The sequence below is a fragment of the Streptomyces sp. RLA131 genome, from assembly GCF_056270125.1.
Genome location: NZ_JBWDOQ010000002.1, coordinates 2,740,571 through 2,754,469, shown reverse-complemented (window position 1 = coordinate 2,754,469; position 13,899 = coordinate 2,740,571). Strand labels below are relative to the sequence as shown.

Here is a 13,899-nt window from a genome sequence, read left to right as displayed (position 1 = left end):
TACGCTTTCCGCATGAGCGACGAGCTGCCCCCCGAGGACCGGAAGATCATCACCCTGGCCCGTTCGGTCCGCGCCCGCAACGGCGTGGCCGAGGGCGCGGCGGTGCGCGACGAGACCGGGCGGACCTATGTCGCCGGGACGGTGGCGCTGGAGTCCCTGCGGCTCAGCGCCTTGCAGACGGCGGTCGCGATGGCCGTGGCGAGCGGCGCGAAGTCCCTGGAGGCCGCGGCGGTCGTGACGGCCGCCGATGTCGTGGCCGCCGTCGATCTCGCCGCCGTACACGACCTCGGCGGCCCCGGAACCCCGGTGCTGCTCGCCGGCCCCGACGGGGCACTGCGCGGCACGATCGCCGCCGGCTAGCCCCGGCCCCGTCACCGTTGCCCCGGTCCGGCTCCGGCTCCGACCTTCACCATGATCATGCCGCTGGATCTCCTCCCTCACCAGAGGGTGCCGGACCGTCACGTCCCAGGCGTGATCCGAGGGACAAGGCCTGGTGTGGTGACCGCGAGCGGCCACCGCACCCGCCGCTACCGGAGATGAATCGCAGTGCGCCGGGCTTCGGCCCGGTGGTGAAGCGATTCTGGGAAGTGCTCTGAGCCGCAGGTCAAAGCGGACGGTTCTGCTGCTCGATGTACTGACGGACGATTGACAGCGGAGCCCCGCCCGCCGATCCGGCGAAGTACGAGCCGGACCACAGGCGCTGCGCCCGCCAGTAGTGCCGGACCAGTTCCGGGTACTCCTGGCGGAGCCTGCGCGAGCTGACGCCCTTCAGGGAGTTGACCAGCTTGGACAGGGCGACCTTGGGCGGGAAGTTCATGAGGAGGTGGACGTGGTTGTTCTCGCCGTTGAACTCGACGAGTTCGCACTCGAAGTCGGCGCACACCGCGCGCATGATCTCTTCCATCCGTTTCAGGTGGGCGTCGTTGAAGACCCGATGCCGGTACTTCGTCACGAAAAACCAAGTGCGCATGAAGGGCGAAAGTGCAGTGCCTACCAGTACGGATGTTCTGTATATCAGCCATAAACCAAGTTCAGTACGATCACGGTATGCAGCTTCGGTACAGCTTCCGCCTGAACCCGACGGCCGGTCAGCGCGTGCTGCTGGGCAGGGCGTTCGGGTGCGTGCGGGTGGTCTACAACGACGCCCTCAGGGCGCGGGAGGCCGTCCGTGCGGAGGGCCTTCCGTTCCCGAAGACCGGGGACCTGTCGAAGCTGCTCATCACCCAGGCGAAGCAGACTCCGCAGCGGGCGTGGCTGGGCGAGGTGTCGTCCGTCGTGTTGCAGCAGTCGCTCCGCGACCTGGATACCGCCTACCGGAACTTCTTCGACGGTCTCAAAGGCAAGCGCCCCCGCATGGGAGCGCCCCGCTTCAAGTCCAAGCGCGACAACCGGCAGTCGGTACGGTTCACCGCGAATGCCCGCTGGAGGATCACGCCGGGCGGGAAGCTGTCGCTGCCGAAGATCGGCGACGTGCCGGTGAAGTGGTCGCGCGCCCTGCCCTCGACCCCGTCCACGGTGACCGTGACCAAGGACGCGGCGGGCCGGTACTTCGCCTCGTTCGTCGTCGGGACGGACGGGTCCGAGGTGTTGCCGCAGACGATGCCCGAGGTGGGTATCGACCTGGGCCTCACCCACTTCGCGGTCCTCTCCGACGGCCGCAAGATCTCCTCCCCGAAGTTCTTCCGGCGCGTGGAGAAGAAGCTCCGCAAGGCGCAGCAGAACCTGAGCCGCAAGACCAAGGGCTCGGCGAACCGCAGGAAGGCCGTGGTCAAGGTCGCACGGGCTCACGCCCGCACGGCCGACGCACGGCGGGACTTCCACCACAAGCTGTCCACGACGATCATCCGCGAGAACCAAGCGGTGTACGTCGAGGACCTCGCGGTGAAAGGCCTCGCCCGCACCCGCCTGGCGAAGTCCGTGCACGACGCCGGATGGTCCGCGTTCGTGAGCATGCTGGAGTACAAGGCCGCCCGGTACGGGCGGACCTTCGCCCGCGTGGACCGGTTCTTCCCCTCCTCGCAGCTCTGCTCCGCCTGCGGGGTGAAGAACGGCCCCAAACCGTTGACGGTCCGCGAGTGGACCTGCGGGAACTGCGGGACCGTCCACGACCGCGACGTGAACGCCGCGCTCAACATCAGGACCGAAGGACGCAAGGTCGCCGCCGGACAGGCGGAGACCGTAAACGGCTGTGGAGCGCAGGTAAGCCCGGTACTCGTACCGGCACCGCGCGACGAAGCAGCAACCCACCCGAAGCAGCCCACAGCCCCCGCGCGGTGGGAGCAGACGGGAATCCCCGACCTTTAGGCCGGGGAGGAAGTCAAGAGTGCCAGACCTCGCTGATCCGCGTGACGCTGCCGGACGCGGACAGCGTGATGTCGTAGATGTTCCCCGAGCAGGAGAACGGCTGCTGTACGGAGCCCTGTTGGCCGAGGCAGGCGCGCAGGTGCCCGCTCAGCGCGTCGAAGCTGACGGTGCGGTGGGTGGTGGCGCCGGTGGCGAGCCGGGCCACGACGTCCGGGGCGAAGGTGTAGTCCCTGGCCGTGCCCCTGCCCGCGTAGCCGCCCCCGTTCGGGTCGCAGCTGAAGGCGGCGGTCCGCGCCTGCACGATGCCCTGGGCCGGCGGGTTGACGAGCTCCACCATCCGGTGCCCGGCGGGCAGTTCGGCCTTCCCGCAGTCGGCGGACGGCTCGGGGTCCACGGCGGGCGTGCTGCGGGGCGGTGAGGCCGCGGCCGCGGCCGGGCCGCCGGCCGTGCAGGAGGTGAGGGCGAGCAGGGCCGTAGCGGCCAGTGCGACCACGGCGGGCAGACGGCGGACGGGCATGTGACCGGAGCTTCCTCGGGTGAGTGGGGGAGGGCGTACTACAGGCCGTTTCTGCGGTAGGGCACATAAGGGTGGCCGATCGACCTCTCGTGCGCGGCGTCCCCGGAGTAGTACGGGTACGGGATCACATGCGACACGGTGCCCTGCGAGCCGTTGTCCTCCAGGGCGATGTATGTGGTGTGCGACGAGTCGGCCCAGCCGCCGAAGAGCACGACGTGGTCGCCGGCGATCAGGGCGTCGCCCGGCTGGAGGTCGTCCTTGGTGATCTGGTGGGAGATCGCCGAAGAGCACGACGTGGTCGCCGGCGATCAGGGCGTCGCCCGGCTGGAGGTCGTCCTTGGTGATCTGGTGGGAGATCCCACTGCCCATCAGGCCGTAGGTGTTGGCGCCCGGCCCGTCCAGGCCCCAGGCGGCCGAGACGAAGCCGGAGCAGTCGTCGCGGTAGCCGTTGGTGGTGGCCGACTGGCTGTAGCCGATCCGGTGGTTGATCCGTTCCAGGGCCCGGTCGAGGATGCCGCGGCGTTCTTCCGGCAGCCCGGTGAGGTTCGGGGAGTCGACCACGCCCGCGCCCCGGGTCGTGTGGTGCCTGCCCGGCGACCAGGCGTCCCAGCTGCCCTCCGTCTTCCAGTCGCCGGTGCCCTTGCCGTCGAAGGAGTCGGACTTGGTGGGGCCGCCGCTGCCGCCTCCGCTGCCGCTGCCGCCTCCGCTCCCGCCGCCGGTGTGCCCGACGCTCTGGGGGGCAGTGGGGACAGCGTCGTCAGCGGAGTCGGAGTCCCGCTTCTTCATGCCGTCGTGGTTCCTGCGCTCGACGGCGGCGTACTCCTCCACGACGGCCTTGAGCTTCTGGGCGTCGTCCGCGAGTTCCGTCTTCAGTCTGGCCTGTGTCTCGGCGAGGGTGTGCGCCTGCGCCTCGATCTCCCGGACGTCCTGGAGGACCTGGTAGGCGGTGGCGAGGCCGGCCAGCAGGGCCGGGCCCATGGCGGCGGCGCCGGCTGCGAGATCGGTCGAGGCCGCCCGCGAGATGGCGGCCTTCGCCTCGTCGAGTTTCCCGGCGATCTCCTCGACGCGCTCGCTCGCGGTGTGCCAGTCCTTCTGGAGTGCGCTGAGATGCTGTAGCTGAACGCCGAACTGTTCCTTGGCCATGCGGTCTTCTCCCCGTTACCCGTTACCCGTTGTCCGCTTCCCGATTGCCGTTGTCAGGTCACAGCACGTCGGCGAGGCGCTTCACCGACTCGCTCAGCGCGTCGAGGTTGTCGGCGGCGCTCCGCAACTCCCGGATCCGGCCCTGGGCATGGGAGTGGAAGGCGTCGGCCGCCTCACCGTGCCAGTCGACCTGGCCGACGGCGGTGTTCATCTCCTTGCTCAGCTGGTCGATCTGCTTGCCCAGGGCGGCCAGTTCGGTCGCGATCCGGCCGACGTCGGCGGTACTGCCGAACATCGCCTCCAGGGCCCAGTGGGCGATCTCCACCGGCGCCATGACGATGTCCTTGCCGACCTGTACCGCGTCGCCGACCAACTGCTCACCGTCATGCCAGGCATCACTCAGATAGTTCACGCCACCGTTCCCCCGTGTCGACCGGCGCACCTCGCCGCGCGGGCGGCAGCCTAGCCGAATCCCCGCGTCACCCCGGGCACTTGGCCAACTCCGGAACCACTCTTGACCAAGGTCAGCGGGCTGCGGCCGCCCCGACCGAGGCCGCCTGCGGGGCGCCGTGACCGAGCGCTCCGTGGTCGTACGCGGTCTCCGCGTGGACGGTGAGGTCGAGTCCGGTCAGCTCCTCCTCGGCCGAGGCGCGGAAACCCATCAGCCGGTCGATGGCCTTGCCGATCCCGTAACTCACTCCAAAGGCGTACGCGCCCACCACGGCCACGGCGACGAACTGCCGGCCGAGCTGGCCGAGGCCGCCGCCGTGCAGCAGCCCCTGCGGGCCGCCGGTCATGGTGGCCGTCGCGAACAGGCCGATGAGCAGGGTGCCGACGACGCCGCCGACGAGGTGGACGCCCACCACGTCCAGGGAGTCGTCGAAGCCGAGCCGGAACTTCCAGCTCACGGCGTACGAGCACAGCAGCCCCGCCGTGAGGCCGACGACCAGGGCGCCCGGCAGGTCCACCGATCCGCAGGCCGGGGTGATGGCGACCAGGCCGGCCACGGCGCCCGAGGCGGCGCCCAGCGTCGTGGCGTGACCGTCGCGGCGCTTCTCCACCATGAGCCAGCCGAGCAGCCCGGCGCAGCCGGCGGCCTGGGTGTTGAGGAACGCGGCGGCCGCCAGACCGTTGGCGCCCAGCGCGGACCCGGCGTTGAAGCCGAACCAGCCGAACCACAGCAGCCCGGCGCCCAGCAGCACCAGCGGCAGGTTGTGCGGGCGCATGGCCTCCTTCCGGAAGCCCAGCCGGGGCCCGAGGACCAGGCAGAGCGCCAGTCCGGAGGCGCCGGAGCAGATCTCGACGACGGTGCCGCCGGCGAAGTCCAGGGCCCCGAGCCGGCTGACGATCCAGCCACCGGTACCGAAGACCCAGTGAGCCACCGGAACGTATACGGCAAGCGTCCAGACCAGGACGAAGGCCACCCACGCCCCGAACCTGGCGCGGTCGGCGATGGCCCCGCTGATCAGTGCCGCGGTCACGATCGCGAAGGTCAGCTGGAACGTCGCGAACAGCAGCGTCGGCACATGCCCGGTCAGGCTTCCCGGGGTGATGCCGTTCATCCCCAGGTGGTCCAGGGAGCCTATGAGGCCGAGCCCCCCGGCGTCCGTGCCGAAGGCGAGCGAGTACCCCGCGACCAGCCAGACCACCGTGACGAGGGCGATGGACACAAAGCTCATCATGAGCATGTTCAGGACGCTCTTCGTGCGGACCATGCCGCCGTAGAACAGGGCCAGGCCCGGTGTCATCAGCAGCACCAGGGCGGTGCTGGCGAGCAGCCAGGCGGTGTCGCCGGAGTCGATCCCGGCGGCGGACAGATACAGCACGAAGGGCACCTTTCGCTGGGCAGGCGACTGAGAGCGTCGCCTCCGCGGGTTTCCGGATGTGGGCGCCTGTGTTTCGTACGTGTTTCATTGCCTGTCGGTTACTGAAAGCTCACGGTCGGCCGGGCCGAGCGGATCAGGGAGAATGGACGCCATGAGCGCTCGTAACCCGTCATCGGAAGCAACGGAAGCCACCCATCGCGCGGGCTTCGCCTGCTTCGTCGGCCGTCCCAACGCCGGCAAGTCCACCCTCACGAACGCTCTGGTCGGTACGAAGGTGGCCATCACCTCCAACCGGCCCCAGACGACCCGGCACACGGTGCGTGGCATCGTCCACCGCCCCGAGGCGCAGCTCGTCCTCGTCGACACCCCGGGGCTGCACAAGCCCCGCACACTGCTCGGCGAGCGGCTCAACGACGTCGTACGCACCACCTGGGCCGAGGTCGACGTGATCGGCTTCTGCATCCCCGCCGACCAGAAGCTCGGCCCCGGCGACAAGTACATCGCCAAGGAACTGGCCGAGGTCCGCAAGACGCCCAAGATCGCCATCGTCACCAAGACCGACCTCGTCGACTCCAAGGCCCTGGCCGAGCAGCTCATCGCCATCGACCAGCTCGGCAGGGAACTCGGCATCGAATGGGCCGAGATCATTCCCGTCTCGGCCGTCGCGGGCCGGCAGGTCTCGCTCCTCGCCGACCTGCTGGTGCCGCTGCTCCCCGAGAGCCCCCCGCTCTACCCCGAGGGCGACCTCACCGACGAGCCCGAGCAGGTCATGGTCGCCGAGCTGATCCGCGAGGCAGCCCTCGAAGGCGTACGTGACGAACTCCCGCACTCCATCGCGGTCGTGGTCGAGGAGATGATCCCCCGCGAGGACCGCCCCGAGGGCAAGCCGCTGCTGGACGTCCACGCCAACATCTACATCGAGCGGCCCAGCCAGAAGGGCATCATCATCGGCCCCAAGGGCGCCCGCCTCAAGGAGGTCGGCACGAAGTCCCGCCGGCACATCGAGGCGCTGCTCGGGACCCCGGTCTTCCTCGATCTTCATGTGAAGGTCGCGAAGGACTGGCAGCGGGATCCCAAGCAGCTGCGCAAGCTCGGTTTCTAGGCGGGTTCACCGGGGCGGGGGTGCACCGGGGCGGGTGCACCGGGCCGCCCGGTGCACCGCGCGGCGCCGGGCGTTACGCGCCCTCCTTCAGCACGGTGCGGACCAGTTCGCGCTGCGCGTCGCTCAGGTGCGGGTCGGCGCAGTGCACGGTCCGGCCGTCGACGGTGATCTCGTAGTGGAAGCCGTCGGGCACACCGGACGAGGGCCGGCCCCGGCCCGCGGCGAGGGTGTCGCGGGCCAGGGCGTGCAGATGGAACGCGTCGGGGCGGCCGGTGGTGTCGAGGGCCGCCCGGCGCTCGATTCCGGCGAAGCCGCCGGAGCGGATGACGTTTATGCGCATGTGCCGCGCCTACCCCCCTACCGGGGGCCGCGCACCTTCCGGGGCCGGGGCCGGGGTCTGCCGGGGGAGTTCGGCGCCGCCGCCGTTGGCGGGCACGCCGACCTGGGACCAGGCCTTGAGCACGGACCGGTACTCCTCGGCCTCCCCGTAGCGGGCGCGGGCCGAGGCCGCGGTGAGGCGGGCGAAGGCGGCGAAGTCGGCGGTGGAGGAGAGTTCGCCGCCGGTGAGGGTGTCGTACCAGATCTGGCCGGCCCGCTCCCAGGCGTGGCCGCCCAGCGCCTCGGCGACCAGGTAGAAGGCGTGGTTGGGGATGCCCGAGTTGATGTGCACGCCGCCGTTGTCGCGTCCGGTGCGGACGTAGTGCTCCATGGTGGCGGGCTGCGGGTCCCTGCCGAGGACGTCGTCGTCGTAGGCGGTGCCGGGGGCCTTCATGGAGCGCAGCGCGACTCCGGTGACCCGCTCGGCGAGCAGCCCCGCGCCGATCAGCCAGTCGGCCTGGTCGGCGGTCTGCTGGAGGGCGTACTGCTTGACCAGTGACCCGAAGACGTCCGAGAGGGACTCGTTGAGAGCGCCGGACTGGCCGAAGTACTCCAGGTTGGCGGTGTGGTACGTCACACCGTGGGTCAGTTCGTGACCGATGACGTCGACGGAGACGGTGAAGTCGTTGAAGATCTCACCGTCACCGTCGCCGAAGACCATCTGCTCTCCGTTCCAGAAGGCGTTGTTGTAGCCCTCGTCGAAGTGGACGCTGGCCAGCAGCTGCATCCCGGAGTCGTCGATGGAGTGCCGGTTGTACGCCTTCAGGTACAGCTCGAAGGTCGCGCCGAGGCCGTCGTGGGCCCGGTTGACGGTGATGTCCTTGCTGGGCTTGTCGTTCTCGCCCCGGACCTTGCGGCCCGGCAGGTCGGTGCGGTGCCGGGCGTCGTACACCGTGCGCCGGGGTCGGTCCGATGGCGCCCCCGCAGGCACCGGGCCGATCGCGCTGACGGTTTCCAGGCGCCGCCGCGTGCGCAGCGCGGCGTCCCTTTCCAGGGTGCGGCGGGCCGGTTCGGCGAGGGCCTGGTCCTCGTTCCTGGCGACCTTGTCGAGGATGTGCGGCGGGATGATCGTGCAGAAAACCGGTGTGTCGGGTGTTTTGGTCATGCCCGGCAATCTGGCACGGAGTAAGCGGGTTGTCACTGTTTGCGACGACGATTGATGAAAAGGGGGGAAGATCTGCGCTTTTACGCGTATCCCGCCGGATCTTGCATACTGAGAAGAACGGCTCTGCGGCTGTGAGAGGCCGCCGGGCTGGGCTAGGGTCGTCAGCATCATGCGTTTCGGGCTGCTTCTCCTTAGCTGCCGCGGCGAGGGCCTGTAGTCGAGGCCGACCCCCTCCCCGCGGAGTTTGGCGCTGCGAATTCGCCGCCGTCGGCCGTACGCCAGCCGGACCCCAAGAGGAGCCCCAGCACATGACCAGCCCCCGTTCCGTCGGCCGCCCCACGCCCGTCACCGCCGCGACCGTACGCCAGCGGCCCACCGCGATGCCGATCCACAAGTACCGGCCGTACGACGCCGTGGACATCCCGGACCGCACCTGGCCCGACAACCGGATCACCAAGGCCCCGCGCTGGCTGTCCACCGACCTGCGTGACGGCAACCAGGCGCTCATCGACCCCATGTCGCCGGCCCGCAAGCGCGCGATGTTCGATCTGCTGGTGAAGATGGGCTACAAGGAGATCGAGGTCGGCTTCCCCTCCTCCGGCGAGACCGACTTCGCCTTCGTGCGTTCCATCATCGAAGAGGGCGCGATCCCGGACGACGTGACCATCTCCGTGCTGACCCAGGCCCGCGAGGACCTGATCGAGCGCACCGTGGAGTCGCTGCGCGGCGCCGCCCGGGCCACCGTGCACCTGTACAACGCCACCGCGCCCACCTTCCGCCGGGTGGTCTTCCGCGGCTCGAAGGAGCAGATCAAGGCCATCGCCACGGACGGCACGCGGCTGGTCGTGGAGTACGCCGAGAAGATCCTCGGTGACGAGACGGCGTTCGGCTACCAGTACAGCCCCGAGATCTTCACCGACACCGAGCTGGACTTCGCCCTGGAGGTCTGCGAGGCCGTCATGGACGTCTGGCAGCCCGAGCCCGGCCGCGAGATCATCCTCAACCTGCCGGCGACCGTGGAGCGCTCCACGCCGTCCACGCACGCCGACCGCTTCGAGTGGATGTCCCGCAACCTGTCGCGCCGCGAGAACGTCTGCCTGTCGGTCCACCCGCACAACGACCGCGGCACCGCGGTGGCCGCCGCCGAGCTGGCCCTGATGGCCGGCGCCGACCGCATCGAGGGCTGCCTGTTCGGGCAGGGCGAGCGCACCGGCAACGTCGACCTGGTCACGCTGGGCATGAACCTGTTCAGCCAGGGCGTCGACCCGCAGATCGACTTCTCCCAGATCGACGAGATCCGCCGTACCGCCGAGTACTGCAACCAGATGGAGGTCCACGCCCGCCACCCCTATGTGGGCGACCTGGTCTACACGTCCTTCTCCGGCTCCCACCAGGACGCCATCAAGAAGGGCTTCGACGCCATGGAGGCCGACGCGGCCGCCGCCGGCAAGACCGTGGACGACATCGAGTGGGCCGTGCCGTACCTGCCCATCGACCCCAAGGACGTCGGCCGCTCCTACGAGGCCGTCATCCGGGTCAACTCGCAGTCCGGCAAGGGCGGTATCGCCTACGTCCTGAAGAACGACCACAAGCTGGACCTGCCGCGCCGCATGCAGATCGAGTTCTCCAGGATCATCCAGGCCAAGACCGACGCCGAGGGCGGCGAGATCACCCCCGCCGAGATCTGGTCGGTCTTCCGGGACGAGTACCTGCCCAACCCGGAGAACGCCTGGGGCCGCGTCCAGCTGCGGGCCGGCCAGTCCACCACCGACAAGGACGGCATCGACACGCTGTCCGTCGAGGCGGTCGTCGACGGCCGTGAGACCGTTCTCACCGGCTCCGGCAACGGCCCCATCTCGGCCTTCTTCGAGGCGCTGGCGGCCGTCGGGGTCGACGCCCGCCTGCTGGACTACTCCGAGCACACCATGAGCGAGGGCGCGTCCGCCCAGGCCGCCTCGTACATCGAGTGCGCCATCGACGGCCAGGTCCTGTGGGGTATCGGCATCGACCCCAACACCACGCGCGCCTCCCTGAAGGCCGTCGTATCGGCCGTCAACCGCGCCGCGCGCTGACCTTCGCACCCCCGTGTCCGGGGCTCCGGGGCCGCCCCGCGGCCCCGGACGCGTGGCCGATTCTGAATTGCCCCCTTACGCGGTACTGACTCGACGTCATCGCTGTGGCTAACATCACGGAAACACGGCAACGGTGCCGGGGCGCTACGCGCATGCGCGCACACCACGGTCCGTGCCGGGACGAACCGGGACGATGCGGTGGCCGGAGGGTGCCAGGTGCTCCAGATCAAGGGCTTGTGCGTCGTGGGCGTGCGGACGACCTGGCACACCGAGGGGGACGGCGACTTCTTCTGCGCGGACTGCGGCGGTGACCGCGGGTACCGCCGGCGTACCGGGGTCCGGCGGCTGACCGTGCTGGGGCTGCCGCTGTGGTCGCGCGGCAGCGCCGGGACGGTCGTGGAGTGCGTGCTGTGCCGGGGCCGGTCCGGCCCGGAGGCGCTGGCCCGTCCCACCACCACCGTCTTCTCCGCGATGCTGCGCGACGCCGTGCACACCGTCGCCCTTGCGGTCCTCACGGCCGGCGGCGCGGGCGGCGGGGCGGCCCGCAGCGCGGCGGTGGGGGCGGTCCGCTCGGCCGGCTTCACCGACTGCACCGAGGACCAGCTGCTGGGGCTGCTCGCGGCGATAGTGGCCGACGAGGGCCGCTTCCCCGGGGCGGCGGACGCCTGGGGCCCGGCCGGTCTGGCCGACGCCGTCGACGGCTGCGGCAGCTGGTTGTCGATCGAACTGCACGAGGCCCTGGAACCGCTGGCCCGCCACCTCGCCCCGCAGGGCCGTGAGCGGGTCCTGCTCCAGGGCGCCCGGATCGCCCTTGCCGACGGCCCCTATCTGCCCCCCGAGCGGGAGGTCCTCACCGCCGTCGGCCGCTGTCTGGGCCTGAGCCGCGAGGACACCGACCGGCTGCTGGAGGCGGCCGCCCGTACCCCGTCGTAGCCGTGACCGGCCGCCGTCAGCGGGCGGCCAGCACCAGGGCCAGCGCGATCAGCGCCGGCACGGTCTGTACGAAGACGATCCGGCGCGACGCCGTCGCCGCCCCGTAGACCCCCGCCACGGCCACGCACACCAGGAAGAACACCTTCGCGGCGAAGCCCACCGGGTCACCGGCGACCGCGCCCCACACCAGGCCGGCGGCCAGGAAGCCGTTGTAGAGCCCCTGGTTGGCGGCGAGCGCCCTGGTGGCCTCGGCGAACTCCGGCGTCGTGCCGAAGGAGGCTCTCACTCTCGGGGTGGTCCACAGGAACATCTCCATGACCAGGATGTAGGCGTGCAGGGCGGCTATGGCCAGCACGGCCACGGTTGCGGTGATCGACATGGGATGCAGGGTACGGGGCAGGGGCACCGCCGTAGTACGGGACAATGGATGCCATGAGTCTGTTCCGCGACGACGGCATCGTGCTGCGCACCCAGAAGCTGGGTGAGGCGGACCGGATCATCACCCTGCTCACCCGCCGCAGTGGCCGGGTGCGGGCCGTGGCGCGGGGCGTGCGGCGGACCAAGTCGAAGTTCGGGGCCCGCCTTGAGCCCTTCTCCCATGTGGACGTGCAGTTCTTCGCGCGGGGCGGGGAGCTGATCGGCCGCGGGCTGCCGCTGTGCACCCAGGGGGAGACGATCGCGGCGTACGGCAGCCGGATCGTCACCGACTACGCCCGCTACACGGCCGGCACGGCGATGCTGGAGACGGCGGAGCGGTTCACCGACCACGAGGGGGAGCCGGCGGTCCAGCAGTATCTGCTGCTGGTCGGCGGGCTGCGGACGCTCGCGGAGGGCTCGCACGACCCGCGGCTGGTGCTGGACGCGTTCCTGCTGCGTTCGCTCGCGGTCAACGGATACGCGCCGAGTTTCGACGACTGCGCGAAGTGCGGACTCACCGGCCCGAACCGGTTCTTTTCGGTCGCGGCGGGAGGAGTCGTATGCGGCGAGTGCCGCCCGGCCGGAAGCGTCGTACCCTCACTGGAGTCGCTGGAACTCCTGGGTGCCCTGCTGGGCGGGGACTGGGAGACGGCTGATGCGTGCGAGCCTCGCCACTGCCGGGAAGGCAGCGGGCTGGTGGCGGCGTATCTGCAGTGGCATCTGGAGCGCGGCCTGCGCTCGCTCAGGTTCGTGGAGAAATAGGAAGGCACGCGCAATGGCAGTACGCGGGATTCTGACCCGTTCCCGACGTGAGTACCGGGCCCCCGACCCGCACCCGTCCGGCGCGCAGCCCCCGAAGATCCCCGGTGAGCTGGTGCCGCAGCATGTGGCGGTGGTGATGGACGGCAACGGCCGCTGGGCGAAGGAGCGCGGACTGCCGCGCACCGAGGGCCACAAGGTCGGCGAGTCCGTCGTCCTCGACGTGCTCAAGGGCTGCCTGGAACTGGGCGTCAAGAACCTCTCGCTGTACGCGTTCTCGACGGAGAACTGGAAGCGGTCGCCCGACGAGGTCAAGTTCCTGATGAACTTCAACCGCGACGTGATCCGGCGCCGCCGCGACGAGATGGACGCCATGGGCATCCGGATCCGCTGGGCGGGGCGGATGCCCAAGCTGTGGAAGAGCGTCGTCAACGAACTCCAGGTCGCCGAGGAACAGACCCGCGGCAACAAGGCGATGACCCTCTACATGTGCGTCAACTACGGCGGCCGGGCCGAGATCGCCGACGCCGCCCAGGCGATGGCGCAGGACATAAGGTCCGGGCGGCTCGACCCCTCGAAGGTCAACGAGAAGACGCTGTCGAAGTACATGTACCACCCCGACATGCCGGACGTGGACCTGTTCATCCGCCCGTCGGGCGAGCAGCGTACGTCCAACTTCCTGATCTGGCAGTCCGCTTACGCCGAGATGGTCTTCCAGGACGTGCTGTGGCCGGATTTCGACCGCCGTGACCTGTGGCGGGCATGTCTGGAGTACGCGTCCCGGGACCGCCGCTTCGGCGGCGCGCTTCCCAACGAGGTCGAGCCGAAGGCGTAGCGGGAGCACAGCGGGAGGACAGTGCGAGGACAGGGGGGCGCGGTTCAGCCGGCGGTGGCCGCGGCGGCGCACTCCGCGCAGGTGCCGAAGATCTCCACCGTGTGGGCGACGTCGACGAAGCCGTGGTCGGCGGCGATGGCGTCGGCCCACTTCTCGACGGCCGGGCCCTCGACCTCGACCGCCTTGCCGCAGACGCGGCAGACCAGGTGGTGGTGGTGGCCGCTGGAGCAGCGGCGGTAGACCGACTCGCCGTCGCCGGTGCGCAGGACGTCGACCTCGCCGGCGTCGGCGAGGGACTGGAGGGTGCGGTAGACCGTGGTCAGTCCCACGGAGTCGCCGCGGTGCTTGAGGAGGTCGTGCAGGTCCTGGGCGCTGCGGAACTCGTCCACCTCGTCGAGCGCGGCGGCCACGGCGGCGCGCTGGCGGGTCGATCGGCCGCGCACTGGGGGCTGCTTGGCGGTCGTCACCGGTGCCTCCTTCTCGGTCGTCCCGTAACTGTGTCCGACGG

The 13,899-nt window shown here is 70.2% G+C and carries 14 protein-coding genes and 1 pseudogene; 7 read left to right on the top strand and 8 right to left on the bottom strand.

Annotated elements, in window-relative coordinates; all coding sequences use genetic code 11:
- Nucleotides 1–12 precede the first annotated feature (12 nt).
- Complete coding sequence (locus tag RWE79_RS13555; protein ID WP_475940324.1) at nucleotides 13–360, top strand: cytidine deaminase; 348 nt, start codon at nucleotides 13–15, stop codon at nucleotides 358–360.
- A gap of 244 nt (nucleotides 361–604) precedes the next feature.
- Here the strand turns inward: RWE79_RS13555 and tnpA are convergent.
- Nucleotides 605–1,022: pseudogene (gene tnpA / locus RWE79_RS13550) on the bottom strand (IS200/IS605 family transposase).
- A 25-nt stretch (nucleotides 1,023–1,047) separates the two neighbouring features.
- Here tnpA and RWE79_RS13545 point away from each other — a divergent pair.
- Nucleotides 1,048–2,304: an RNA-guided endonuclease InsQ/TnpB family protein gene (locus tag RWE79_RS13545; RefSeq protein ID WP_475940323.1), complete on the top strand. Its 1,257-nt coding sequence runs from the start codon at nucleotides 1,048–1,050 to the stop codon at nucleotides 2,302–2,304.
- Between the two features lie 13 nt (nucleotides 2,305–2,317).
- On the opposite strand, the gene RWE79_RS13540 is transcribed toward RWE79_RS13545, so the two are convergent.
- From RWE79_RS13540 to RWE79_RS13530, 3 genes are all read right to left on the bottom strand, one after another.
- Nucleotides 2,318–3,964: a hypothetical protein gene (locus RWE79_RS13540; RefSeq protein ID WP_475940322.1), complete on the bottom strand. Its 1,647-nt coding sequence runs from the start codon at nucleotides 3,962–3,964 to the stop codon at nucleotides 2,318–2,320.
- A 58-nt stretch (nucleotides 3,965–4,022) separates the two neighbouring features.
- Nucleotides 4,023–4,376 (bottom strand): WXG100 family type VII secretion target, encoded by a 354-nt coding sequence (locus tag RWE79_RS13535; RefSeq protein WP_475940321.1) that lies wholly within the window; start codon nucleotides 4,374–4,376, stop codon nucleotides 4,023–4,025.
- Between the two features lie 112 nt (nucleotides 4,377–4,488).
- A complete protein-coding gene (locus RWE79_RS13530; protein ID WP_475945786.1) occupies nucleotides 4,489–5,787 on the bottom strand; it encodes an ammonium transporter in 1,299 nt (432 codons plus the stop codon).
- A gap of 145 nt (nucleotides 5,788–5,932) precedes the next feature.
- Between RWE79_RS13530 and era the strand changes: the two genes are divergently transcribed.
- Complete coding sequence (era, locus tag RWE79_RS13525; protein WP_475940320.1) at nucleotides 5,933–6,892, top strand: GTPase Era; 960 nt, start codon at nucleotides 5,933–5,935, stop codon at nucleotides 6,890–6,892.
- A 73-nt stretch (nucleotides 6,893–6,965) separates the two neighbouring features.
- Here the strand turns inward: era and RWE79_RS13520 are convergent, their stop codons facing one another.
- Together RWE79_RS13520 and RWE79_RS13515 are read right to left on the bottom strand one after the other, a co-directional pair.
- Complete coding sequence (locus tag RWE79_RS13520; protein ID WP_475940319.1) at nucleotides 6,966–7,232, bottom strand: protealysin inhibitor emfourin; 267 nt, start codon at nucleotides 7,230–7,232, stop codon at nucleotides 6,966–6,968.
- Between the two features lie 9 nt (nucleotides 7,233–7,241).
- Nucleotides 7,242–8,375 (bottom strand): M4 family metallopeptidase, encoded by a 1,134-nt coding sequence (locus tag RWE79_RS13515; protein ID WP_475940318.1) that lies wholly within the window; start codon nucleotides 8,373–8,375, stop codon nucleotides 7,242–7,244.
- A 308-nt stretch (nucleotides 8,376–8,683) separates the two neighbouring features.
- Here RWE79_RS13515 and leuA point away from each other — a divergent pair, with 308 nt between their 5' ends.
- The gene (gene leuA, locus RWE79_RS13510) at nucleotides 8,684–10,447 is read left to right on the top strand and encodes a 2-isopropylmalate synthase (protein ID WP_475940317.1); all 1,764 of its coding nucleotides are present in this window, start codon (nucleotides 8,684–8,686) and stop codon (nucleotides 10,445–10,447) included.
- A 216-nt stretch (nucleotides 10,448–10,663) separates the two neighbouring features.
- Nucleotides 10,664–11,380 (top strand): TerB family tellurite resistance protein, encoded by a 717-nt coding sequence (locus tag RWE79_RS13505; RefSeq protein WP_475940316.1) that lies wholly within the window; start codon nucleotides 10,664–10,666, stop codon nucleotides 11,378–11,380.
- A 16-nt stretch (nucleotides 11,381–11,396) separates the two neighbouring features.
- Here the strand turns inward: RWE79_RS13505 and RWE79_RS13500 are convergent, their stop codons facing one another.
- The gene (locus RWE79_RS13500) at nucleotides 11,397–11,759 is read right to left on the bottom strand and encodes a DUF1304 domain-containing protein (RefSeq protein ID WP_475940315.1); all 363 of its coding nucleotides are present in this window, start codon (nucleotides 11,757–11,759) and stop codon (nucleotides 11,397–11,399) included.
- 53 nt (nucleotides 11,760–11,812) lie between these two features.
- Here RWE79_RS13500 and recO point away from each other — a divergent pair, with 53 nt between their 5' ends.
- Nucleotides 11,813–12,559: a DNA repair protein RecO gene (recO, locus tag RWE79_RS13495; protein ID WP_475940314.1), complete on the top strand. Its 747-nt coding sequence runs from the start codon at nucleotides 11,813–11,815 to the stop codon at nucleotides 12,557–12,559.
- Between the two features lie 13 nt (nucleotides 12,560–12,572).
- A complete protein-coding gene (locus tag RWE79_RS13490; protein ID WP_475940313.1) occupies nucleotides 12,573–13,391 on the top strand; it encodes an isoprenyl transferase in 819 nt (272 codons plus the stop codon).
- A 44-nt stretch (nucleotides 13,392–13,435) separates the two neighbouring features.
- Here RWE79_RS13490 and RWE79_RS13485 read toward each other — a convergent pair whose 3' ends face one another.
- On the bottom strand, nucleotides 13,436–13,858 hold the full coding sequence (locus tag RWE79_RS13485) for a Fur family transcriptional regulator (protein WP_475940312.1): 423 nt from the start codon (nucleotides 13,856–13,858) through the stop codon (nucleotides 13,436–13,438).
- Between the last annotated feature and the right edge of the window lie 41 nt (nucleotides 13,859–13,899).